This window comes from Arthrobacter sp. B2060, assembly GCF_059090445.1.
In genome coordinates, this window is sequence record NZ_JBNHFR010000007.1 from 92,364 (window position 1) to 113,966 (window position 21,603).

Below are 21,603 nucleotides of genomic sequence, written 5' to 3' on the forward strand. Positions count from 1 at the left end.
GACAAGGAAGTCATCTCTATGTCAACGACGACCGTCACCACCACCATCAACCATTTCATCAACGGTGTTGAAACCGCCGGTGAAGGCGACCGCACCCAGCCCGTCTACAACCCCGCCACCGGCGCCGTAAGCGGCGAGCTGCGTCTGGCAAACCGCGCCGACCTGGACACCACGGTCGCCGCGGCCCGTGCCGCCGCCGACAGCTGGGGCGACATCTCCCTGGCCAAGCGCACCGCGGTGCTGTTCAAGTTCCGCGAGCTCGTCGCCTCCCACATTGACGAACTTGCCGAACTGATCACGGCCGAGCACGGCAAGGTCCTCTCCGACGCGAAGGGCGAGATCGGCCGCGGCCTGGAGGTCATCGAGTTCGCCTGCGGCATCCCGCAGCTGCTCAAGGGCGACTACTCGGACCAGGTCTCCACCGGCATCGACGTCTTCTCCTTCCGCGAGCCGCTCGGCGTCGTCGCGGGCATCACGCCGTTCAACTTCCCTGTCATGGTGCCGCTGTGGATGGCACCCATGGCGATCGCCACCGGCAACGCCTTCATCCTCAAGCCCTCCGAGCGCGACCCCTCCGCCTCGATGCTGCTGGCCAAGCTGTGGAAAGCCGCGGGCCTGCCCGACGGCGTGTTCCAGGTCCTGCACGGCGACAAGGAAACCGTCGACGGACTGCTGACCCACCCGGACGTGGACGGCATCTCCTTTGTCGGCTCTACCCCGATCGCCAAGTACGTCCACGAGACCGCCACGGCGCACGGCAAGCGCGTCCAGGCCCTGGGCGGGGCGAAGAACCACGCCATCATCCTCCCCGACGCCGACCTGGACAACGCTGCCGACCACCTCGCCGCCGCAGCCTTCGGCTCCGCCGGGGAGCGCTGCATGGCCATCTCCGTGGCCGTTGCCGTTGGTGACGCCGCAGAGCTCCTGGTCAAGAAAGTCGAAGAGCGCGCCCTCGCCGTCAAGGTCAACAACGGCACCGCCCCCGGCGCCGAAATGGGCCCGGTCATCACCCCGGCCTCCAAGGAACGCATCGTCCGGATCGTCACCGAAGCCGAACAGGCCGGCGCCGCCATGGTCGTCGATGGCCGCGACCTCGTGGTCCCCGGCCACGAAGACGGCTTCTGGGTGGGCCCCACCGTCCTGGACCACGTCAAGACCGAAATGACCGCCTACACCGAGGAAATCTTCGGACCGGTCCTCGTGGTGGTCCGCGTCGATGACCTGGACGCCGGCATCAAGCTGATCAACTCCAACCCCTACGGCAACGGCACCGCCATCTTCACCTCCTCCGGCGCGCACGCCCGCAAGTTCCAGCGCTCGGTAACGGTCGGCATGGTCGGCATCAACGTGCCCCTGCCCGTGCCGGTGGCCTACCACTCCTTCGGCGGCTGGAAGGCCTCGCTCTTTGGCGACAAGCACATCTACGGCCCCGAAGGCGTCTCCTTCTACACCCGCGGCAAGGTCATCACCTCCCGCTGGCCCGAACCCACGCACGCCTCCGGCGCCTCCTACAACTTCCCCTCCAACTGATCTCGGTTCCCGAGAAGAGAGACAACGCTGTCATGACTGAGAACAAACTGATCATCGGCACGGCGCCGGACTCCTGGGGCGTGTGGTTCGCAGACGACCCGAAGCAGACCCCGTGGGAGCGGTTCCTGGATGAAGTGGCAGAGTCCGGCTACAAGTGGATCGAGCTGGGTCCGTACGGCTACCTGCCGAACGACCCCACGCGGCTGGCGGAGGAGCTCGCGCAGCGCGACCTGAAGGTCACCGCGGGAACGGTTTTCACCGCGTTCCACCGCGGGCTGGACCAGTGGGAGACTGCATGGGAACCGGCACGCAAGGTGGCCGAGCTCACGGCCGCCATGGGCGGCGAGCACATCGTGGTCATCCCGGCGATGTGGCGCGACGACGTCACCGGCGTGGCGGTGGAGAGCGGCCAGCTCACAGAGAAGGCCTGGAGTGACCTCTTTGCCGGGCACAACCGCCTGGGCAAGACGCTGCTGGAGGACTTTGGTCTGAAGCAGCAGTTCCACTCTCACGCCGATTCCCACGTCGGGGCGCAGGAAGACATCGAGGCGCTCCTGGGTGCCACGGATCCGAAGTACCTGAACCTGTGCCTGGACACCGGCCACGCCGAATACTGCGGAGCCTCCAGCCTTGAGCTCATCAAGAACCATCCGGACCGCATCGGCTACCTGCACCTGAAGCAGATCAACCCGGAGGTCCTGAAGAAGGTCAACGAGGAAAACATGACCTGGGCCGCGGCCAACCTGGCTGGCGTCATGACCGAGCCGCCGAACGGGCTGCCGGACCTGCGCGCCGTCATCGAAGCCGTGGAAGCCCTGAACCGCCCCATCTTCGGCATCGTGGAGCAGGACATGTACCCCGTGGCCTTCGACGTCCCCATGCCGATCGCCAAGCGCACCCGCAACTACCTGCTGTCCTGCGGCTCCCGCACCGCCGTCAACTAGCGGCCGCCCAGGCACCCGAAACGTAAAGGAAAGAACAATGACTGAAACCCTTCGCGTCGCCGTCATCGGCGCCGGCCGCATGGGCGCGGACCACATCCAGCGCCTCAGCAAGCGCATTCACGGCGCTGAAGTCGCTGCTGTCGTCGACGTCGACCTGGGCCGCGCACAGGCCGCCATCCAAGGCATCCCGGGCGCCGTCGCCTTGGCAGATGCTGAAGAGGCGCTCAACAACGGCGACATCAACGCCGTCCTGATCGCCACGCCTGGCTTCCTGCACGAGGACATCCTGCTCAAGGCCATCGCCAAGGACATCCCCATCCTCTGCGAAAAGCCGCTGACCCCGGACGCCGGGTCCGCCTGGAAGATCGTCCAGGCGGAGGAAAAGCTGGGCCGTAAGCGTATCCAAGTGGGGTTCATGCGCCGCTTCGACGCCGAATACGCCGCCCTGGGCTCCGTGATCCGCGACGGCGAACTCGGTGAACTGCTGATGCTGCACCACCAGCACCGCAACCCCAGCACCCCAGCGGGCTTTACCAACGAGATGCTGATCAACGATTCGGTAGTGCACGAGTTTGACGCCATCCGCTTCTTCACCGGAGAGGAAATCACCAGCGTTCAGGTCCGCCTGGGCAAGGCCACGAAAAACGCCCCGGCCGGGCAGCACGATCCCCAGCACGTCCTGATCGAGACCGAGTCCGGCGTCCTGGCCGACGTCGAAATCTACGTCAACGCCAAGTTCGGCTACGAAGTGGCCACGCAGGCCTCCTTCGAAGAGGGCATCGTCAGCATCGGCGGAGACAAGGGCCCCTACACCCGCAGTGCCGGCCGCTGGGGCGGCAAGGTCACCCCTGGTTTCGAAGAGCGCTTCGGCGCCGCGTACGACGTCGAAATTCAGTCCTGGGTGGACGCAGCACTCCGCGGCGAAATCGGCGGCCCCACCGCCTGGGACGGCTACGCCACCGCAGCATGCTGCGAAGCCGGTGTCGAAGCACAAAAGAACGGCGAAAAGGTCGCCGTGAAGCTGAACGCCAAGCCAGCCCTCTACAGCTAGGAAAAACAGAAGGGGCCGGCTCTGCCGGCCCCTTCTGTTCGTTCCCGGTCCGACGCGCAACTGACAGATCCACAATGGAGTATTCCACGTGAAAATCGCACTTGATCCCACGCCGTTCCACCACTCGCACAGCCTGCTCGAATTTCCACGCGTGGTGGCGGACCTCGGCTACAAGTACATGCAGATGACCCCGCACGCCGACTTCATCCCCTTCTACAACCACCCCAAGGCAGACGACGAACTCGTGGGCCAGCTGAAGAAGGCCAGCAAGGACGCCGGAATCGAGATCGCCTCGGTCCTTCCCGTGCTCCGCTGGTCCGGGCCGGACGAAGACGCCCGCGAAGCCGCCGTCCGCTACTGGAAGCGCGCCATCCAGATCACCGTGGACCTGGGCGTCAGTACCATGAACACCGAATTCAGCGGCAGGCCCGAGAAAGCTGAAGAATCAGAACGTGCCTTCTACCGCTCCATGGAAGAACTGCTGCCCATCATTGAACGCGAAGGTATCGACCTGCTGATCGATCCGCATCCGGACGACTTCGTGGAAGAGGGCCTGGCGGCCATTCGGGTCATCCGCGGCCTCAACTCCAAGAACGTCGGCCTGGTCTACGTGGCCTCGCACAGCTTCCACATGAAGGACGCGCCCCTGGACATCATGCGCGCCGCTGGCGACAAGCTGCGCCTGGTGCACGTCGCAGACACCATGGACCACCACGCCTCGCACGGCCTTCGCTACATCACCAACCCGCCCGGGAACCCGGTCCGTGTCCACCAGCACCTGAAAATCGGCGACGGCGACGTCAACTGGGATGAGTTCTTCGGCGGCCTGAAGGAAATCGGCTTCCTGGACCGCGACGATACAGTGATGGTCTCAAGCGTCTTCGCCGAAGACGACAACGCCGCGGACGTGTCGCGGTACCAGCTGGAGACCATGAAGCAGTATGTCCAGAAGGTCAACGCATGACGTCGAGTCTCCAGTCGGAGAAGGCAACACAGAAGGCGCCCGTCAACCATAAACGGGCGCTGCGGACAGTCACCATCATCTCAATGTTCGGTGGCCTGCTCTTCGGCTAGGACACCAGCGTCATCAATGGTGCCCTTCCCTATATGCAGGAGGATCTCGGCCTCACGCCATTAACTGAAGGCCTGGTGACATCGCACGCCTTGTGCAGAAAGCCCCTTTGAATGGTTCAAAGGGGCTTTTGTGCGCCAACCTCCAGGCCGCCACTGCGGTATCGGCAGTGGCGTGAGCCTAGGCGTGGGCGTGCAGCCGGGGGAGGGCGTCTACAAGCGGGGCCAGTTCCGGGACCTCCTGCGCCTGGGCCAGGCTCCGCTCCAGCGCGGCGTCGTGCACTGGCCGGGCGTCCTCCAGGAGCTTGATGCCGTTGGTTGTCAGCTCCGTGTAGATACCGCGCCGGTCGTCGGCACACAGGATGCGCGTCAGCAGCCCGCGGTCCTCCAGCCGGTTGACCAGGCGCGTCGTGGCGCTGGCACTGAGGGCGGAGGCCCGGGCCAGCTGCTGCATGCGCATATGCCAGCCGTCCTGCCGGCTGAGCGCATCCAGGACCGTGTACTCCACGACGGACAGCTGCGCGTGGGCCTGCAGTGAGCGTTCGAGTTCGGCTTCGATCAGGCCGTGCAGCGCCGCGAGGGTCCGCCAGCCCTGGGCGCGCACTTCCACGGCGTCGTCCTTGATGCCCATCGTTCTTCCTCCTCCAGTCGCCGCCTGCGGGAAGGGGCGACTCAAATAAATAGTTGCTTGCGCGCGGTATCCGCTTGTGCAACAATAAATACCGCGTCTGCAACTATTAGCCTACGCGCCCCACCCTCTTCCGTACAGTTCCCTAGGAGCACTTCCATGCCCATTGGCCTGCTTGCCCTCGCCCTCGGCGGGTTCGGCATCGGACTCACCGAATTCGTCATCATGGGCCTGCTGCCCGAGGTGGCCGCAGACTTTCACGTCAGCGAGGCCTCGGCCGGCTGGCTCATCTCCGGCTACGCCCTCGCCGTCGTGGTCGGTGCGCTGGGGCTGACCGCCGCAGTGACCCGGTTCGACCGCAAACCCGTGCTCGCCGTCCTGCTCGTACTGTTCATCGCCGGAAACCTGATCTCCGCCACGGCCCCCGACTACTGGATGATGATGGCCGGCCGCATCGTGGCCGCCCTCTCGCACGGAGCCTTCTTCGGCATCGGGGCGGTGGTCGCCGCCAGCATGGTGGCCCCCACCAAGAAGGCCGGCGCCATCGCCATCATGTTCACCGGGCTCACTGCGGCCAATGTCCTCGGCGTTCCCTTCGGCACGATGCTGGGCCAGGCTGCCGGCTGGCGCTCCACGTTCTGGGCCATCACCGGAATCGGAGTGCTTGCCCTCGCGGGCATTCTTGCCCTCGTGCCGAAAACAGGACACGGTGACGCTTCCCAAGGCGGCTTGCTCAGCGAGCTGCGGGCCTTCCGCTCCGGCCAGGTCTGGCTCTCCATCCTGGTGACAATCCTGGGCTACGGCGGCATGTTCGGCGCCTTCACCTACATCGCCTTCACCCTCACTGAGATCTCCGGATTCTCCGCCTCCACCGTCCCGTGGCTCCTGATCGTCTTTGGTGTGGGCCTCTTCATGGGTAACACGCTCGGCGGCAAGGCTGCAGACCGCAATGTGGACCGTACCCTGCTCGTGGTCCTGTCAGTCCTTGTGGTGGTGCTCGTTGCCTTCGCGCTGACGGCCGGCAACCAGCCCCTGACCATTGCTTCCATGGTGCTGATGGGCGGCTTCGGTTTCGCCACGGTGCCAGGCCTGCAGATGCGCGTCATGCAATACGCCGACGGCGCCCCCACCCTCGCGTCCGGCGCCAACATCGGCGCGTTCAATGTGGGCAACGCCCTAGGGGCCTGGCTGGGCGGCGTGACCATCTCGGCGGGACTCGGCTACACGTCCCCCATCTGGGCAGGCGCCGGCATCACCCTGCTGGGCCTTGCCGTGATGGCCTTCGCCGCGGCCAAGGCCCAAGCCCCCAACAACGCTCCTGCACATTCTGCCGGGTCTGCCACCTACGCTCCTGCAGATTTCGTCGTCCGTTGAACCTGCTCAAGACCAGAACGCGAGAGAACTCCATGAACACCAACCAGACCACCACTCAGATTCCCTGTGTCACGCTCAACAACGGCGTCCAGATGCCGCAACTCGGTTTCGGCGTCTTCCAAGTGCCCGACGACGAGACCGCTGTCGCCGTGAGCGCAGCTCTCGCGGCCGGTTACCGCAGCATCGATACTGCTGCCATCTACGGAAACGAGTCCGGAACGGGCCGCGCGCTGGCCGCGTCGGGCATAGCCCGCCAGGAACTCTTCATCACGTCCAAGGTGTGGGTGGCCGACCTCGGCTACGAGGCCACGCTCGCCGCCTACGAGGCGAGCCTGGGAAAGTTGGGCCTCGACTACCTTGACCTCTACCTCATCCACTGGCCGGCGCCTGCCACCGACAGCTACCTCGAGTCCTGGCGCGCCCTGGAGAAACTGCTGGCGGACGGGCGGGTACGGGCCATCGGCGTCTCCAACTTTCTTCCGGAGCACCTGGAAAAAATTGTCGGACTGGGTGGAACCGTGCCGGCCGTCAACCAGGTGGAACTGCATCCGGCGCTGCAGCAGCGCGCCGTCGCCCGGTCCAACGCGGCACACGGCATTGCCACAGAAGCCTGGAGCCCGCTGGCGCAGGGCGCCGTGCTGCGGGATCCTGCCGTCACCCGGATGGCCGCGGACCACGGAGTCTCGCCGGCCCAGGCGATCCTGCGCTGGCACCTGCAGCAGGGCCGCATCATCATCCCCAAGTCGGTCACGCCGTCGCGGATCCGGGAGAACCTGGACCTCTTCGGCTTTGACCTGGCAGACTCCGAACTGGCGGCCATCGATGCCTTGGAGCGGAACGGGCGCACGGGGCCCCATCCCGCTGAATTCAACGGCAGCTAGGCGCGGAACGGCAGGCGCGGATCCACGTCCTGGCCCTCCCAGCTCTGGCGGACCCAGCCGTGGTGGGGGTCGTCGCTGATGAGCCAGTCACGGACCCGTCCGGGCCCGGCCATGACATTCAGGTAGTACATGTCGTAGCCGGGTGCGGCCATGGCGGGGCCGTGCCAGCCGTAGGGGACCAGGACCACGTCGCCGGTGCGGACCTCGGCGGCGACGTCGATGGGGCGCTCGTCGGAGGCGTAGACCCGCTGGTAGCCGATGGCATCCGCGTCACCGCCCGGGCCTGCGATGCCGGGAACAACCGCCACCCGGGTCTCGAAGTAGTAGATCTCCTCCAGGGAGGTCTCGCCCTCCTTCTCCTCATCGTGCTTGTGGGGAGGGTAGGAGGACCAGTTGCCTGCGGGCGTGATGACTTCGCACACGATGAAGCGGTCAGCCTCCAGCGCCGCGGGGGTGCCGAAGTTGTGGACCTGGCGCGAGCAGTTCCCGGCGCCGCGCAGTTCCACCGGGGTCTCCGCCGCCGTGACCAGACGGGTGGGGTACTGGACGTTGGCGGGCGCCGTGGCGACGGCAACCCGGCCGCCGTCGGACGAGCTGACCGTGACCGCCTTCCCGGTGCCGGAGTACAGCACATCCGTGGGGCCGCTGAAGACGCTGGCGCGGCCGGCCAGCTGATACTTCTCACCGTCCACGGCCGCCGTGAAGGCGCCGCTCAACGGAATCACGATGCGTTCCTCGCCCGCTGCGGGGAGTTCGACGACGGCGCCCGGGGCCAGCGTGGCCACCTTCAGTCCGGTATGTGCCCACCCCTCGACGGTGATCGCGGAGTCCGCTGTTCCCAGCGAAACGTCCCAGCATCCTTCGGCTGCGCTGCCCAGCGGATATACCCAGTCGGCCATAAATTGTTCTCTTTCGGGTCGTAAGTGGTCAGGGTCCGGCTATTTTCAGAGTCCGCTTTTCACGGTCCAGTGCTGAAGCGGTTCCACGGCGGAGCTCGTGGCACGGGGGTGGTTACCGCTGTACGAGGGTCATTTCAAAGCTGTAGGAATCGGCGCGGTACACGTGGTGTCCGGTCTCGACGTTCCGGCCGGTGTCGTCGACGGCGGTGCGCTCCATGGTCACCAGCGCCGAGCCGGGCTCCGTTTCGAGGAGCGGGGCCTGGTACTCGTTGGCCACCATGGCGCCAATCCGCTGTGTGGCCAGACGGAAGTTGACCCCGCCGCCACGAAGAATGCCGTAGAGCCCCTGCGAGCCCAGCAGCTCCTCGTCGATGTGCGTGATGTCATCGCGGACCCAGTTTTCCATCAGGGCCAGCGGTTTCCCGCCGACCTTGCGGAGCCTGGTGAAGTGATAGACCTTCGCCCCTGCCGGCAGGTGCAGTGCCTTTCGCGTGGCATCGTCGGCTTCGACGTGCGCGAACGTCAGGACGTCGGTGGTGGGCTTGCTGCCGTTGTTGGCGAGGTCGTCATACAGGCTGGAGAGTTCCAGGGGGCGGCGGACCTGGCTTGAGACCACCTGGGTGCCCACGCCGCGTTTGCGGACCAGCAGTCCCGAGCGAACCAGTTCGTCCATGGCCTTGCGCATGGTGGGCCGGGAAAGGTTCAGCTGGGCGGCGAGGTCAATTTCATTCTCCAGCCGGCTGCCCGGCTCCAGCAGCCCCGTGTGGATCGCGGCCTCGATGCCTTGCACCACCTGGTGGTACAACGGCACCGGCGACGACCTGTCGATGCTGAGGTGAAGTTGGTTCGCCATGAGTGCTCCCTTTTATGCTGCGGGATCCTGCGTCCAGGTACCCATATGTCAGCGGCATGTTCGCTTGATAGGACATACTGCCTTACCTGATATTAGCAGCGGGTGCTTTCGGGTCAAGGCCTCTCTCCAGGTTTGGCTGCTCCCGCAAGCGTCCGAGCGTTTCCCTGTGTCTGAGGAAAGTAATCTCGTTAAAACATCCTAATGTCAGGACAAACTATTGACATCTGTGAGCCGAATCACCATGATCGGTGTAGAAGGCTTTGGTGACCCCGCATCGGGGCGACGGTCCCAGCCCCCAAATCAAAGGAGATTCATCGTGACTAAGTTTTCGTGGCGGAAGACGGCCTTGGTGGCGGCCGTTGTGCCCATGTTGGCCCTGACCGCGTGCTCCAGCACTGGTGGCAAGCCCGCCGATGCGGGCAACGCCGGAGGCGGCGGGCAGGTGGTCAGCACTCCCCGGATGAAAGTCGCATTGATCACCCATGCGGCCCCGGGAGACACCTTCTGGGATATCGTCCGCAAGGGAGCGGAGGAGGCCGCCGCGAAGGATAATGTGGAACTGCTCTACACATCGGACCCTGAAGGTGGACGCCAGGCACAGCTTATCCAGCAGGCAATTGATCAGAAGGTGGACGGCATTGCCGTAACACTGGCTAAGCCGGATGCGCTGAAGGACTCCCTCAAGAAGGCCACAGACGCCGGCATACCTGTAGTCAGCCTCAATGCCGGCGAATCGGTCTCTGCACAACTGGGTGCTTTCACCCACTTCGGGTCCAACGAAAAGCTCGCTGGCGCCGCAGTCGGAACGAAGCTCAGCGAACTGGGGCTCAAGCACCCCATCTGTGTTATCCAAGAGCAGGGGCACGTGGGTCTGGAAGCCCGCTGCGCAGGGGTCAAGGAAAAGGTGGCCGGAACGGAGATCCTGTACGTTCCCGGAACGGACATGGCCCAGGTTTCCTCCACTGTTACCGCCAAACTGCAGGCCACTGCTGATGCCGATGCCATCATTGGCTTGGGTGCGCCCTACACATTGACCATCCTGAAGGCCGTGACCGGCGCCGGCAGCAAGGCCAAGGTGGCCTCGTTCGACATGAACCCTGAGCTCGCCCAGAAGATTGCCGACGGAGATGTCATATTTACTGTTGACCAGCAGCCGTGGCTGCAGGGCTACGGCTCAATTGATTCGCTGTGGCAGGCCAAGCGCGGTGGCTTCAAGATCGGCGGCGGGCAGCCCGTGCTGACCGGCCCGTCCATCGTCGACAAGGCTGCAGCCACCGACGTCCTCAAGTTCGCCAAGGACGGCGTCCGCTAAGGACGCCCCTCCCGCCGGGTCCGCGGCTCCAGGCAGCGGACCCGGCCCTAGGTAGGAGCATCATCATGACCATCACCCAGAGTGTGTCGAAACCCCCGGCGCTGCGCGATGAGCGCGTGGCCAAGCGCAACCCCTTTCAGAAACTCCTGGCACGTCCTGAAGTCGGCGCCCTCGTGGGCGCAATCGTCCTCTTCGTCTTCTTCGCCTCGGTTTCCCAGACGTTCATCCAGCCGAACGCCTTCGCCACCGTCCTCTACGGCAGCTCCACCATCGGCATCATGGCCGTTGGAGTGTCGCTGCTGATGATCGGCGGCGAGTTCGACCTCTCCACCGGCGTCGCAGTCATCAGTTCCGCCCTCACCGCGTCAATGTTCAGCTGGTACTTCAGCATGAACGTCTGGGTCGGCGTGATCCTGGCCCTCGTGGTCTCGCTCGGCATCGGGTACATCAACGGCTGGATTCTGATGAAGACCAAGCTGCCGAGCTTCATCGTTACCCTCGCAACCTTCCTGATGCTGACCGGCCTCAACCTGGGCCTGACCCGCATGATCGGCGGCGGCGTGTCCTCCCCGTCCATTTCCGACATGGACGGCTACCAGGCAGCCCGGGCCATCTTTGCCTCCTCGGTTAACATCGCCGGGGTGGACGTCAATAACACGGTCTTCATCTGGATCGCCCTGGTTGCCGTGGCGTCCTGGGTGCTGCTGCGCACCAAGGTGGGCAACTGGATCTTCGCCGTCGGCGGCGACGCGAACGCTGCCCGCGCCGTGGGCGTTCCGGTCAAGGCCACCAAGATCGGCCTGTTCATGGCGGTCGGTTTTTGCGGCTGGATCCTGGGCATGCACAACCTCTTCGCCTTTGACGCCGTCCAGTCAGGTGAGGGCGTGGGCAACGAGTTCCTCTACATCATCGCTGCGGTGATCGGCGGCTGCCTCCTGACCGGCGGCTATGGCTCGGCCGTGGGCGGCGCCATCGGCGCCTTCATCTTCGGCATGGCCAACAAGGGCATCGTCTACGCGCAGTGGAATCCGGACTGGTTCAAGTTCTTCCTCGGCCTGATGCTTCTCTTGGCCACCATCGTGAACCTGATCGTCAAGCGCCGCGCAGACGCAAGCAAGTAAGGGCTGAAACCATGAACGCCAAGCAGATCGACCAGCAGCAGCTCCTCAAGGATGAGAAGGATCCGCTGACCCACACCCCCGTGCACCTGCTCTCGCTGGAGAGCGTCGGCAAGCACTACGGCAACATCGTCGCCCTCACCGACGTCACGATGGCAGTGGACAACGGCCGCGTTACCTGCGTCCTCGGCGACAACGGCGCCGGCAAGTCCACCCTGATCAAGATCATCGCCGGGCTGCACCAGCACGACGAAGGCGTTCTGAATGTCATGGGGGAGGAGCGCAAGTTCAGTTCCCCCAGGGACGCCCTGGACGTCGGCATCGCCACCGTCTACCAGGACCTCGCCGTGGTTCCGCTGATGCCCATCTGGCGCAACTTCTTCCTCGGCTCCGAGCTGACCACCGGCGTAGGACCGTTCAAGAGCTTGGACGTCCAGAAGATGAAGGACATCACCAAAAAGGAACTCGCCGACATGGGCATCGACCTCCGCGATGTCGAGCAGCCCATCGGCCAGCTCTCCGGTGGTGAACGCCAGTGCGTCGCGATCGCCCGCGCCGTCTACTTCGGCGCCAAGGTCCTGATCCTGGACGAACCCACAGCCGCGCTGGGTGTGAAGCAGTCCGGCGTCGTGCTCCGCTACATCCTGCAGGCACGCGACCGGGGACTGGGCGTCATCTTCATCACCCACAACCCCCACCACGCCTTCCCTGTGGGCGACCGGTTCCTGCTGCTCAAGCGCGGCAAGTCGATCGGCTACTACGACAAGAAGGACATCACCCTGGACGAGCTCACTGCCCAGATGGCCGGCGGCGCCGAACTGGCCGAACTCGCCCACGAACTCGAGCAGCTCGGCGGGCACGGCGACATCGTCAAGGAAGTCCAGGCCGAAGTCGCCGGAGCCTCCAGCGCCGGCACGCCAAGGCACGCGGGAACCTGAGTCCGCGAAACCGGCCATCCACCTGACTGCATTCACTCCACTGCAAAAGGAACTGTATGAAGGACCTAACGCTCGGACTTGTCGGCGTCGGCCGCATCGGCGTGATGCATGCGAACAACATTGCGGCACTGAACGGCGTGCTCCACCCGCAGGGGATCAACGTCCGGCTCAGGCTCACGGATGTTGCCGCGGAGCACGCGCGTGCCGTCGCACAGAGCCTGGGCGCCGAGTTCCTGCCTTCCGTCAAGGCGCTGCTCGGCTCGGGAATCGACGGCCTGGTCATTGCCACCGGAACCGGCACACACCCGGAACTGATCAGGACGGGCGTGGATGCCGGCATTCCGGTGTTCTGTGAGAAGCCGGTGGCCTTGAGCGTGGCTGATTCCCTGCCGGTCCTGGAGTACATCCGGGCCAAAGGGGGAGTGGTCCAGATCGGCCATCAGCGGAGGTTCGACGCCGGATACGTCGAGGCAAAGCGCGCCTACGAGGACGGGGAGCTCGGCTGGATCCACTCGCTGAGGGCCGTTACCTGTGACATGATGCCGCCGCCTCTGGAGTTCCTGGCGACGTCGGGAGGGCTGTTCCGCGATTGCTCCGTGCATGACTTCGACATCCTGCGCTGGCTCACCGGCCGGGAAATCGTGGAGGTCTACGCCAAAGGCTCCAATAAGGGCGACCCGGCCATAGGCCGAGTGGGGGACGTGGACACGGCGCTGGCGGTGGTCACGTTCGACGACGGCACGCTGGGTTCCGTGGGCGCCTCGCGCTACAACGGGGCCGGGCACGATGTCCGGCTGGAAATCCAAGGTTCGGAAGGCTCCCTCATGGTGGGCCTTGACGAGAAGGCCGCGCTGGCCTCGGCGGAAGCCGGTGTCGGATTTCCGTCGGGAGATTCCCACAGGACATTCGCTGAGCGTTTCGACCAGGCCTACCGGTCCGAGATGGCCGCCTTTGCCGAGCTCGTGCTTGGACAGCGGGAGAACCCCTGTACGCCCGAAGACGCCGTCGCGGCATCCCGGGTGTCCGACGCCGCCCAGGAGTCGCTCGAAACCGGGGTGCCCGTGCGAGTCGCGGCCGCCGTCACCATCTAGCCGCGGCCTGTACTGCCGCGATTGCCCATACTGCCGCGGTAATCGCGGCCGTCGGAGTCAGCGGCTGCAGGCTTCCACGAATGCGCGGAACGGTGCCCGCCGCTCGGCTTCCGATAGCCTGCGGACCTCGGGGTGCCACTGGACCGAGGCCACCCACCGCTCGGGATCTTCCAGCGCCTCGACGGTGCCGTCATCTGCCACGGCGGACACCACCAGGCCGGGAGCCACCTTCGCCACGGCCTGGTGGTGTCCGGAAGCGATCTTCACCCCGAAGGCACCTGGGGTCCCGGATTCCGGATCCGCGATGGCACCGTACAAGTGCGCCACCCTGGAGCCTGGCATGATCGCCACCTCGTGCCAGGCCCACAAGCCGCCGCCGTCGCGGTGGGCCACGGTTCCCGGTGTCATGTCCTGGATCAGCGTTCCGCCGTACAGGACGTTGAGCAGCTGGTGGCCCCGGCAGATTCCCAGGAGGGGGAGTCCGGCGTCGATCGTCCGACGTGCCACCGCGATATCCAGGCGGTCCTGCTCCGGGTTGACGTCGTAAAGGGTGGCGCCCGGCTCCTCACCGTACAGCCGCGGGTCGACGTCACCGCCGCCGGGAAGGACGGCGCCGTCAAGCGTCCCGCCTGCGCCGGCCCGCCGGCCGCCGTCGAACAGGCCGTCGCCGAGCAGTTCGGGGGTTAATAGCACGGGTTCACCGCCGCCGTCGCGCACGAGGCCAACGATGTCATCGAAGAGGCCGTTGGCCTTGGCCACGCGGGGGTCGGGATCGGCCGAGCTGCTGAGCCGGACTGGGATGCCGATGCGCGGGCGCGGCGGGGTGGCAGGGGCTGAATTCTGCATTCTCAAATTCTGCACCACTTTTGACCGGCCCGGGCCGCTTGAGTCCGTGCAGGTTTCCCGTGCTTTACCCCGGCCGCGCCCCGCTTCTGTAGTGTTAGGCGCATCGAGGGCAGCAGGCAAGGCGAAAGTAGGTCGTTCCCATGGGTCGCAGGACACTGGTTGACGGTCTCGTCGACGGCCTGCTGGACGACATCCTTGACGGCAGGCTCAAGCCGCATGAGGCCCTGCCACCGGAAGCCGACATTGCCAAGGTTTATGACGTCAGCCGCCTGACCGTGCGGGAGGCGCTCAAGGCACTGCGGGCGCAGAACATTCTGTACGTCAAGGCGGGCCGGGGAACGTTCGTTAATCCCACGGAAAACTGGACGGGGCTGGATGCGATCATCAAGGCCGCCTCGTACGGCAACGCGGCGGACCAGGTGTCCATCGGCCTGATCGAGGTGCGCCGCATGGTGGAAACAGGCGCGGCGGCGCTAGCCGCCAGGCGCCATTCGCCGGAACACGCCGAGGAGATGCGGCAGGCAATCGCCGACATGAAGCGGTTCCATGAATCCGGAGACCTAGACGGGTTCGTGACGGCCGACATCGCCTTCCACGACGTCGTGCTGAAGGCCTCGGGGAACCCTTTCGTGCGCGCCCTGCTCGCGCAACTGGGCCAGTCGCTCTACCGCGCGCGCCGGGAGACGTCCGCCATCCCGGAGATCCAGCGCCACGCCATCGCCTTCCATCAGCGCGTGCTGGACAGCATCCTCACCGGTGACGCCGAATTGGCACGGCGCGCCATGGACGAGCACATGGACCAGACGTTCGAAGACTACGAACGCTACGTCCACGGCGCCAAATCCTAAAGCCTGCCCGGGCCACCTTGACGTAATGCGCGTCACCCTTCTAAGATCTTTTTCATGTTCTCCCGTCAGATGTCTGACATCAGATTCAAATAATCAAGAACCTCAGCAATCAAAAAGCTGCTCCGCTCTGGAGCGATTACAGCCCAAATAAACGCCTCGGATTCCCCCGCGCGAAGCCGCCGGTCCGGAACCGACAGATAGAAGGTCGATGATGACTTCATTAACCACAAAGCACTCCGGACTCGGTGAGCTTGGCGACCGCACGCTCCGCAAAGTCCGCCGCCGCGTCATGCCCCTGATCGTCCTGCTCTACTTCATTGCCTATCTGGACCGGAACAACGTCGGCTTCGCCAAGCTGACCATGAGCGAGGACATCGGCCTGACCGCCGCTGCCTACGGACTCGGCGCGGGCATCTTCTTCCTCGGCTACGCCCTCCTGGAAGTGCCCAGCAACGCTGGGATGTACAGGTTCGGCGCCCGCAAATGGCTGGCCCGGATCCTCATCTCCTGGGGCATCTTCGCCACCGCGATGGCCCTGGTGAACGGCGAAACCACCTACTACATCATCCGGTTCCTGCTGGGTGCCGCTGAAGCAGGCTTCTTCCCTGCGATCCTCTTCTACCTGACCCTGTGGTTCCCCGCCGCGCAGCGCGTCACCGTGCTCGGCATCTTCATCCTGGCCCAGCCGATCTCCAACGCCCTCGGCGCCCCGGTCTCCGGCCTGCTGCTGCAGATGGACGGCATCTGGGGCCTGCACGGCTGGCAGTGGCTGTACATCATCGAAGGCATCCCCGCGATCCTGCTGGGCGTGCTGACCCCGATCCTCATGACGGACCGCCCGCGGGACGCCAAGTGGCTCAACGCCGACGAACGCGAGTGGCTGGCCACCACCATGGACGCCGAACTCGCCGCCAAGTCAAAGGGCGTCAGCCACAACTTCTTGGCCGGCCTCAAGGACAAGCGCACCCTCGTCTACTCGGCCCTCTACTTCGGCCTGGTCTGCGGTATCTACGGCCTCGGACTCTGGATGCCCACGATCGTGGCCGCCCTCGGCAAGTTCTCCACCGCCCAGGTCGGATTCATCGTCCTCATTCCGTACTCCATCGCAGCAGTCTTCGTGTATTTCTGGAGCAAGCGTGCCGACAAGACGGGCAAGCGCGCCTGGCACAGCTCCGTCAGCATGGTGCTGGCCGGTGTGGGTCTGCTGTCCGCAGGCTACCTCCTCCAGGTCAACCCCGTCCTTGCCCTGATCGCCCTCACCGCCGCGGCCATGGGCATCTACGGCGCCATCGCCCCGTTCCTGTCCATGCCGTCCGCGGCACTCACCGGCGCAGCAGCAGCCTCCGGCCTGGCCATGGTCAACTCGCTGGGTAACCTCGGCGGCTTCGTTGCACCCTACGCCGTCGGCCTGTTCAACGACGCCACCGGCAGCAACCAGAGCGGCCTGCTGTTCCTCTCCTTCTGCCTCTGCGTCACCGCGGTGGCCACCTACCTCTACGCCCGCAAGCGTCCCGAGGGTGACGCCGCCTTGGATCCCGCAGTCGAGGCAGCCAACAAGGTCACCGTCACCAACTAAGAACCACCCGCCAAGAACCGGCTAATACCAGCTAAAGGAATACCTGCAATGAGCTCAACCACGTCCTTCCCCGCAGAACGCACCGTCGTCCTGACCGGTGCGGCCTCAGCCCGCGGCATCGGTCGCGCAGCTGCCGACCGCATGGCCAGCGAAGGCTGGTCCATCGCCATCCTGGACATCAACGCCGAGGATGCGAAGGCGGCCGCAGCCGAAATCGGCTCCAACCGCGCGGTGAAGGCAATCGGCGTGGGCGCCGACGTCTCGGACGCCGTGTCCGTGGACCGGGCGATCACCGAGATCGAAGAGACGCTGCCGCCGATCGTGGCTCTGGCGAACCTGGCAGGCATCAGCTCGCCCACACCTTTCATGGAGACCACCGTGGAGGAATGGGACAAGGTCTTCGCAATCAACATGCGCGGCACCTTCGTAGTCTCCCAGCGCGTGCTGAAGGGCATGATCGAGCGCAAGCTGGGCCGCATCGTGAGCATCTCCTCGATCTCGGCCCAGCGTGGCGGCGGCACGTACTCCAAGGTCGCCTACAGCGCCTCCAAGGCCGGCATCATCGGGTTCACCCGGGCCCTGGCCCGCGAAGTGGGCGAGTTCGGCGTGACGGTCAACGCCATCGCCCCCGGCCCGATCGACACCGACATCATGGGCGGAACGCTGACCGAGGAGCGCAAAGCCCAGATGTCCGAAGGCATCATGATGGGCCGCGTCGGCACCCGGGAGGAAGTGGCTGCACTCATCTCCTTCCTGCTGGGAGAGGACTCCGGCTACATCACCGCCGCCACGTATGACATCAACGGAGGCCTCCAAGTCTCCTAGACCCGGACCAGCATGGAGAACAAAGAAGTGCCCCGCAGCCCAGCTGCGGGGCACTTCGGCGTTCGGGCTCGCTAGGCTGGCATCATGAACCCCTCCGGCAGCCTGAACCCGAGCCCGCGGACCCTCGAGGTCGAGAGCCTCTCCGGATTCGACCGGCTGGTCAGCGACGGAGCGAAGACCATGCACGGCTGGCACGCGCAGTCCCTGGACCTGCGCGGCCGGGCCCCGGCGCTCGCGGCCATGGACGCCGAAGGCGCGGTGTTCCTGGGCTGCACGTTCGACCCGGGGGTGGAAGAAGCGCTCCGCCGTCGCGGCGCCCTGATCTTTCCGAAGCTGACCGGAGTGCCGTTTGATGCCTACCGCGCGGAGCTCTACACGCCGCAGGAGCTCTACGCCGGAATTCAGGACACGCCGTATGAGGAAACACCGGACGCCCTGGTGTACCAGTGGAGCATCCGGCCCGGCCAGCGTCACCGCCTCGACGCCACGCTCGCTGCTGCCCTGCACGACCACGCCATCGGCGACGCCCTCGACGAGCTGGTCCGGTCAACCAAGGACGGGGGCAGCACGGTCGTCGGGGTCATGGGTGGCCACGCGGCGCAGCGGGGAACCGCGGGCTTCGCCGACGCTGCTGCGTTGGGCAGGCTGCTGGCCCGCAGCGGGCGGATGGTGGCCACCGGCGGAGGGCCCGGGGCCATGGAGGCGGCCAACCTGGGGGCCTACCTCAGTGAAGTGCCCGAAAAGGCGTTCCGGGCTGTCCTGGCTGAACTGGCATCCGTCCCCGGCTTCCGGCCCTCTGTGTCCGCGTGGGCACGCGCGGCGGCCGCCGTCGTCGAGCGTTATCCGGGCGGAACGGCATCGGTGGGGATCCCCACCTGGTTCTACGGCCACGAACCGCCCAACTATTTCGCGACCCACATCGCCAAGTACTTCGCCAACGCCGTCCGCGAGGCGATTCTGCTGGAGCTGTGCAATGGCGGAATCGTGTTCCTGCCCGGCGCGGCGGGGACCGTCCAGGAGATCTTCCAGGACGCATGCGAGAACTACTACGGTGCACCCGAAACCCTGACACCAATGGTGCTCGTGGGCCGTGACCACTGGGAGCGCCGCTACCCCACGTGGCCCATGCTGCGGAGCCTCGCCGCCGGGCGGGCGATGGAGGAGCGGATCTTCCTGGTGGATACCGTGGACGAAGCGCTCGCGGTCCTCGATTCCTAGAGGTCCTTCCGGCACGGCGCCTGGCTCAGTGCATGGAGGCCGTTGAGGTCCCCGGCGGCCAGACCGTCAGGCGTGCCGATTTCCGGGTACATCAGCTGGACAGGGTCATTCACGTGCTCAAGCCCCATGACGTGCGCGAGTTCATGCAGGATGACGGCGGTGGCATAAGCGGGCCCGTCCGGCCGGTTCAGTTCAACGCCGATCTGCGGTGCATCCAGCTCCAGGCTTCCGGTGACGAAGCTCTTGGGACCGTCGCCATAGCTGTAATGCGTGCTGCCCCCAGTGCCGATGATCTGGCCCTTGAGCTTGGGGGCTGCCTCCGGCGTGGTCCAGCTGATCAACAGCGGTGCCCACCGTTCCCCGTAAGCCTCGGGCTGGTACGGGTCGCGCTGCGCGGACGGCTGTTCGTCGGTGGAGCCGTCGTTGATGAAGCGGATGCCCGTCGCGCGTGAAACCGTCTTGATGGCCTCATGGACCAGCCCGGCCGCGCCCGCCGGGGCAGGGTCGTCGTTCACCACATAGTGCAGCGGCCGGCACGGTGAGAATCCCACGGGAGTGCCGTCGTCGTTTGTGGCCAAAAACGCGTACGAATTGCTAGGTTCGGGCGGGGCCTGGGGCGTGCCGAGCGGCGCGTCCGCTTCCTCGGTACCCGGCGGCGGGGCGTCCGCCGCGCGGCTGTCGGTTCCCGGTTCTCCCGGTTCCCCGGCGTGGCCGGCTTCGTGCTCAACGCCGGTCTCGCCGGAATCCGCGGCGGGGTTCTCCTCCCCGGTTCCGAGACGGAACTCGAGCAGGCCTGCCAGGCGCGGATCGTTATAGGCGAGGCCTGCGGCCAGGAAGGCGCCACACCCGATGGCGGATATCAGGACAAGGTTCCGGATGAAGCTGCGGGCGGCCTTGCCCGACCCCGCATGGCGCGCGTGCTTCCGGTGCCCGTTTTCCGGCACTAGGCGATCACCGCGCCGAAGACCATTCCCAACATGTAGGTGACGCCCGCGGCGCCCAGGCCGATAGCCAGCTGGCGCAGGCCCCGGGTCAGGGGCGACGTTCCGGACAGCAGGCCGACGACGCCGCCGGTCGCCAGCAGTGCCATGCCGACCAGGACGGCGGCCGTCACGAGCGCACCAATGCCTGTCATGCCGAAAAGGAAGGGAACGATGGGGACGATCGCGCCTGAGGCAAAGAAGCAGAAGCTGGACAGCGCTGCGCCCCAGGCCGTGCCAACTGCCTCGTGCTCATCTTGGGACTGCGGGAGCTCAGGCCGCAGCGAGAGGCTCGGATCACAGTCGCAGCTGAAGAGCCCCATCCGCTCGGCCACCCGGTGTTCGGCGGCCTCGCGGGACATGCCGCGGGCCAGATACACCAGCAGGAGCTCGTTGTGTTCGATATCGAGCTGGGGCGCAGCCGCCAGCGTCACCTGCGTGGGACGGGTGGCGGCAAGGAGTTCACGCTGGGAGCGGACGGAGACAAATTCGCCGGCGCCCATGGAGAAGGCACCCGCCAGCAGGCCCGCAATGCCACTCAGCAGCACCACCGAGCTGGCCACACCCGTTGCGGCCATGCCCATCACAAGCGCCAGATTGCTGACCAACCCGTCGTTCGCCCCGAAAACCGCAGCCCGGAAGGTCCCTGCCAGCCGGTTGCGTCCGCGGGTGGCAAGACCGCGCACCACTTCCTCATGGATCTGTTCATCCGCAGCCATGGCGGGTGTGGCGGACGGCTCCCGGGTGTAGGGGGAGCGTCCCTCCGCGCGCTGTGCCAGGGCGAGCACGAAAACGGACCCGAAGTGCCGGGCAAGGAAACCCAGCAGCCGGCTACGGGCGGAAGCGCGGCGGGGCTTGCCCGCATGCTCTCCGAGCAGCTTGAGCCAGTGCGCCTCATGGCGGCCTTCGGCCGCTGCCAGGGCGAGGAGGATGGCGCGTTCTTCGCCGGACCGGTTCTGGGCGAGGTCCCGGTAGACGGCGGCCTCGGCACGTTCGTCCGCCAGGTACTGGCGCCAGCGTTTGATGTCCGCTGCGTCCGGGGTGGCGCGGGCGGCGGCTGCACTGTGATGGTCAGATTTTGCGGGCTGAGACACGGGGACTCCTGGGCTGGATGAGGCATGGTTCTGCCCCATTGCTTGCCCAGCTTACCCCGCAAATCCGCGGTTTTTCGGCCGGTATTCCTCAGCGTAAGTTTTAGGGATCCCGTATTCTGCCGCCCCGGCGGGGCTCTCTGTGCTGCCTCCGGGCCGGCTCTTGACCCCCTGCATGGGTGGTGATCTGATGAAAACGTGCCTCGTTGACGGAGGGCACGGAAGTCCAATCACACGGAGGTCTGCAGTATGAACACCACCGGATCAAACCCCGAGCCTGCCCGCCGCACCATCGAATCTGATCCCGCCTACGACTTCGCCGAGGATGTACCGGTGGATGAGGACTGGGATGCCGAAGACGAGTTCCTTGATTCCGAGGAGAGGGTCGTTCCCACAGCGCCGGAAGCGGTTGACAGCGACGAGCGCGTCGTCGCGCTGGACACGGACGAGTTCCGCGAGGACGAGGAATACGAGCCATAACCAGTCTGTCTTGACCCCCGACCTTAACGCCCGACGGCGGTGCGTTCCC

21 protein-coding genes are annotated in these 21,603 nt (G+C 65.7%); 15 read left to right on the plus strand and 6 right to left on the minus strand.

Annotation, left to right across the window (positions count from 1 at the left end; genetic code table 11):
- Positions 1–18: 18 nt before the first annotated feature.
- From AC5RUM_RS13675 to AC5RUM_RS13690, 4 genes are all read left to right on the plus strand, one after another.
- The gene (locus AC5RUM_RS13675; RefSeq protein ID WP_494035424.1) at positions 19–1,530 is read left to right on the plus strand and encodes a CoA-acylating methylmalonate-semialdehyde dehydrogenase; all 1,512 of its coding nucleotides are present in this window, start codon (positions 19–21) and stop codon (positions 1,528–1,530) included.
- Between the two features lie 32 nt (positions 1,531–1,562).
- On the plus strand, positions 1,563–2,474 hold the full coding sequence (locus AC5RUM_RS13680) for a sugar phosphate isomerase/epimerase family protein (RefSeq protein ID WP_494035425.1): 912 nt from the start codon (positions 1,563–1,565) through the stop codon (positions 2,472–2,474).
- A 37-nt stretch (positions 2,475–2,511) separates the two neighbouring features.
- The gene (locus tag AC5RUM_RS13685) at positions 2,512–3,525 is read left to right on the plus strand and encodes a Gfo/Idh/MocA family protein (RefSeq protein WP_494035426.1); all 1,014 of its coding nucleotides are present in this window, start codon (positions 2,512–2,514) and stop codon (positions 3,523–3,525) included.
- Between the two features lie 88 nt (positions 3,526–3,613).
- On the plus strand, positions 3,614–4,489 hold the full coding sequence (locus AC5RUM_RS13690; RefSeq protein WP_494035427.1) for a sugar phosphate isomerase/epimerase family protein: 876 nt from the start codon (positions 3,614–3,616) through the stop codon (positions 4,487–4,489).
- Positions 4,490–4,777: 288 nt separating this feature from the next.
- On the opposite strand, the gene AC5RUM_RS13695 is transcribed toward AC5RUM_RS13690, so the two are convergent.
- Entirely contained in the window at positions 4,778–5,227 is a 450-nt protein-coding gene (locus AC5RUM_RS13695) for a MarR family winged helix-turn-helix transcriptional regulator (RefSeq protein WP_494035428.1), read from the minus strand.
- A gap of 156 nt (positions 5,228–5,383) precedes the next feature.
- Between AC5RUM_RS13695 and AC5RUM_RS13700 the strand changes: the two genes are divergently transcribed.
- A complete protein-coding gene (locus AC5RUM_RS13700) occupies positions 5,384–6,598 on the plus strand; it encodes an MFS transporter (RefSeq protein WP_494035429.1) in 1,215 nt (404 codons plus the stop codon).
- 32 nt (positions 6,599–6,630) lie between these two features.
- The gene (locus tag AC5RUM_RS13705) at positions 6,631–7,479 is read left to right on the plus strand and encodes an aldo/keto reductase (RefSeq protein ID WP_494035430.1); all 849 of its coding nucleotides are present in this window, start codon (positions 6,631–6,633) and stop codon (positions 7,477–7,479) included.
- Here the strand turns inward: AC5RUM_RS13705 and iolB are convergent.
- Together iolB and AC5RUM_RS13715 are read right to left on the minus strand one after the other, a co-directional pair.
- Positions 7,476–8,378 (minus strand): 5-deoxy-glucuronate isomerase, encoded by a 903-nt coding sequence (iolB, locus tag AC5RUM_RS13710; protein ID WP_494035431.1) that lies wholly within the window; start codon positions 8,376–8,378, stop codon positions 7,476–7,478. The two genes, AC5RUM_RS13705 and iolB, sit on opposite strands and share 4 nt — an antisense overlap.
- Before the next feature lie 112 nt (positions 8,379–8,490).
- Positions 8,491–9,231, minus strand: a complete 741-nt coding sequence (locus AC5RUM_RS13715; RefSeq protein ID WP_494035432.1) for a GntR family transcriptional regulator — start codon at positions 9,229–9,231, stop codon at positions 8,491–8,493.
- Between the two features lie 316 nt (positions 9,232–9,547).
- Here AC5RUM_RS13715 and AC5RUM_RS13720 point away from each other — a divergent pair, with 316 nt between their 5' ends.
- The 4 genes from AC5RUM_RS13720 to AC5RUM_RS13735 all read left to right on the plus strand — a co-directional run bounded on the left by AC5RUM_RS13720 (position 9,548) and on the right by AC5RUM_RS13735 (position 13,690).
- Entirely contained in the window at positions 9,548–10,543 is a 996-nt protein-coding gene (locus tag AC5RUM_RS13720) for a substrate-binding domain-containing protein (RefSeq protein ID WP_494035433.1), read from the plus strand.
- A 65-nt stretch (positions 10,544–10,608) separates the two neighbouring features.
- Positions 10,609–11,664: an ABC transporter permease gene (locus tag AC5RUM_RS13725; protein ID WP_494035434.1), complete on the plus strand. Its 1,056-nt coding sequence runs from the start codon at positions 10,609–10,611 to the stop codon at positions 11,662–11,664.
- A gap of 11 nt (positions 11,665–11,675) precedes the next feature.
- Entirely contained in the window at positions 11,676–12,599 is a 924-nt protein-coding gene (locus AC5RUM_RS13730; RefSeq protein WP_494035435.1) for an ATP-binding cassette domain-containing protein, read from the plus strand.
- Positions 12,600–12,655: 56 nt separating this feature from the next.
- On the plus strand, positions 12,656–13,690 hold the full coding sequence (locus tag AC5RUM_RS13735) for a Gfo/Idh/MocA family protein (RefSeq protein WP_494035436.1): 1,035 nt from the start codon (positions 12,656–12,658) through the stop codon (positions 13,688–13,690).
- 57 nt (positions 13,691–13,747) lie between these two features.
- Here AC5RUM_RS13735 and AC5RUM_RS13740 read toward each other — a convergent pair whose 3' ends face one another.
- Complete coding sequence (locus AC5RUM_RS13740; RefSeq protein WP_494035437.1) at positions 13,748–14,536, minus strand: gamma-glutamyl-gamma-aminobutyrate hydrolase family protein; 789 nt, start codon at positions 14,534–14,536, stop codon at positions 13,748–13,750.
- Positions 14,537–14,676: 140 nt separating this feature from the next.
- On the opposite strand from AC5RUM_RS13740, the gene AC5RUM_RS13745 reads away from it, so the two are divergent.
- The 4 genes from AC5RUM_RS13745 (at position 14,677) to AC5RUM_RS13760 (ending at position 19,003) form a co-directional block, all read left to right on the plus strand.
- Complete coding sequence (locus AC5RUM_RS13745) at positions 14,677–15,384, plus strand: FadR/GntR family transcriptional regulator (RefSeq protein WP_494035438.1); 708 nt, start codon at positions 14,677–14,679, stop codon at positions 15,382–15,384.
- A 208-nt stretch (positions 15,385–15,592) separates the two neighbouring features.
- Positions 15,593–16,960 (plus strand): MFS transporter, encoded by a 1,368-nt coding sequence (locus tag AC5RUM_RS13750; RefSeq protein WP_494035439.1) that lies wholly within the window; start codon positions 15,593–15,595, stop codon positions 16,958–16,960.
- 48 nt (positions 16,961–17,008) lie between these two features.
- Complete coding sequence (locus AC5RUM_RS13755; RefSeq protein ID WP_494035440.1) at positions 17,009–17,785, plus strand: SDR family NAD(P)-dependent oxidoreductase; 777 nt, start codon at positions 17,009–17,011, stop codon at positions 17,783–17,785.
- A gap of 84 nt (positions 17,786–17,869) precedes the next feature.
- Entirely contained in the window at positions 17,870–19,003 is a 1,134-nt protein-coding gene (locus tag AC5RUM_RS13760) for an LOG family protein (RefSeq protein WP_494035441.1), read from the plus strand.
- Here AC5RUM_RS13760 and AC5RUM_RS13765 read toward each other — a convergent pair.
- Positions 19,000–19,947: a matrixin family metalloprotease gene (locus tag AC5RUM_RS13765; protein ID WP_494035442.1), complete on the minus strand. Its 948-nt coding sequence runs from the start codon at positions 19,945–19,947 to the stop codon at positions 19,000–19,002. The genes AC5RUM_RS13760 and AC5RUM_RS13765 overlap by 4 nt on opposite strands.
- The gene (locus AC5RUM_RS13770; protein ID WP_494035443.1) at positions 19,947–21,077 is read right to left on the minus strand and encodes a VIT1/CCC1 transporter family protein; all 1,131 of its coding nucleotides are present in this window, start codon (positions 21,075–21,077) and stop codon (positions 19,947–19,949) included. The genes AC5RUM_RS13765 and AC5RUM_RS13770 overlap by 1 nt, the downstream gene beginning before the upstream one ends.
- A 246-nt stretch (positions 21,078–21,323) precedes the next feature.
- On the opposite strand from AC5RUM_RS13770, the gene AC5RUM_RS13775 reads away from it, so the two are divergent.
- Positions 21,324–21,554 (plus strand): hypothetical protein, encoded by a 231-nt coding sequence (locus AC5RUM_RS13775; protein WP_494035444.1) that lies wholly within the window; start codon positions 21,324–21,326, stop codon positions 21,552–21,554.
- Positions 21,555–21,603: the final 49 nt, after the last annotated feature.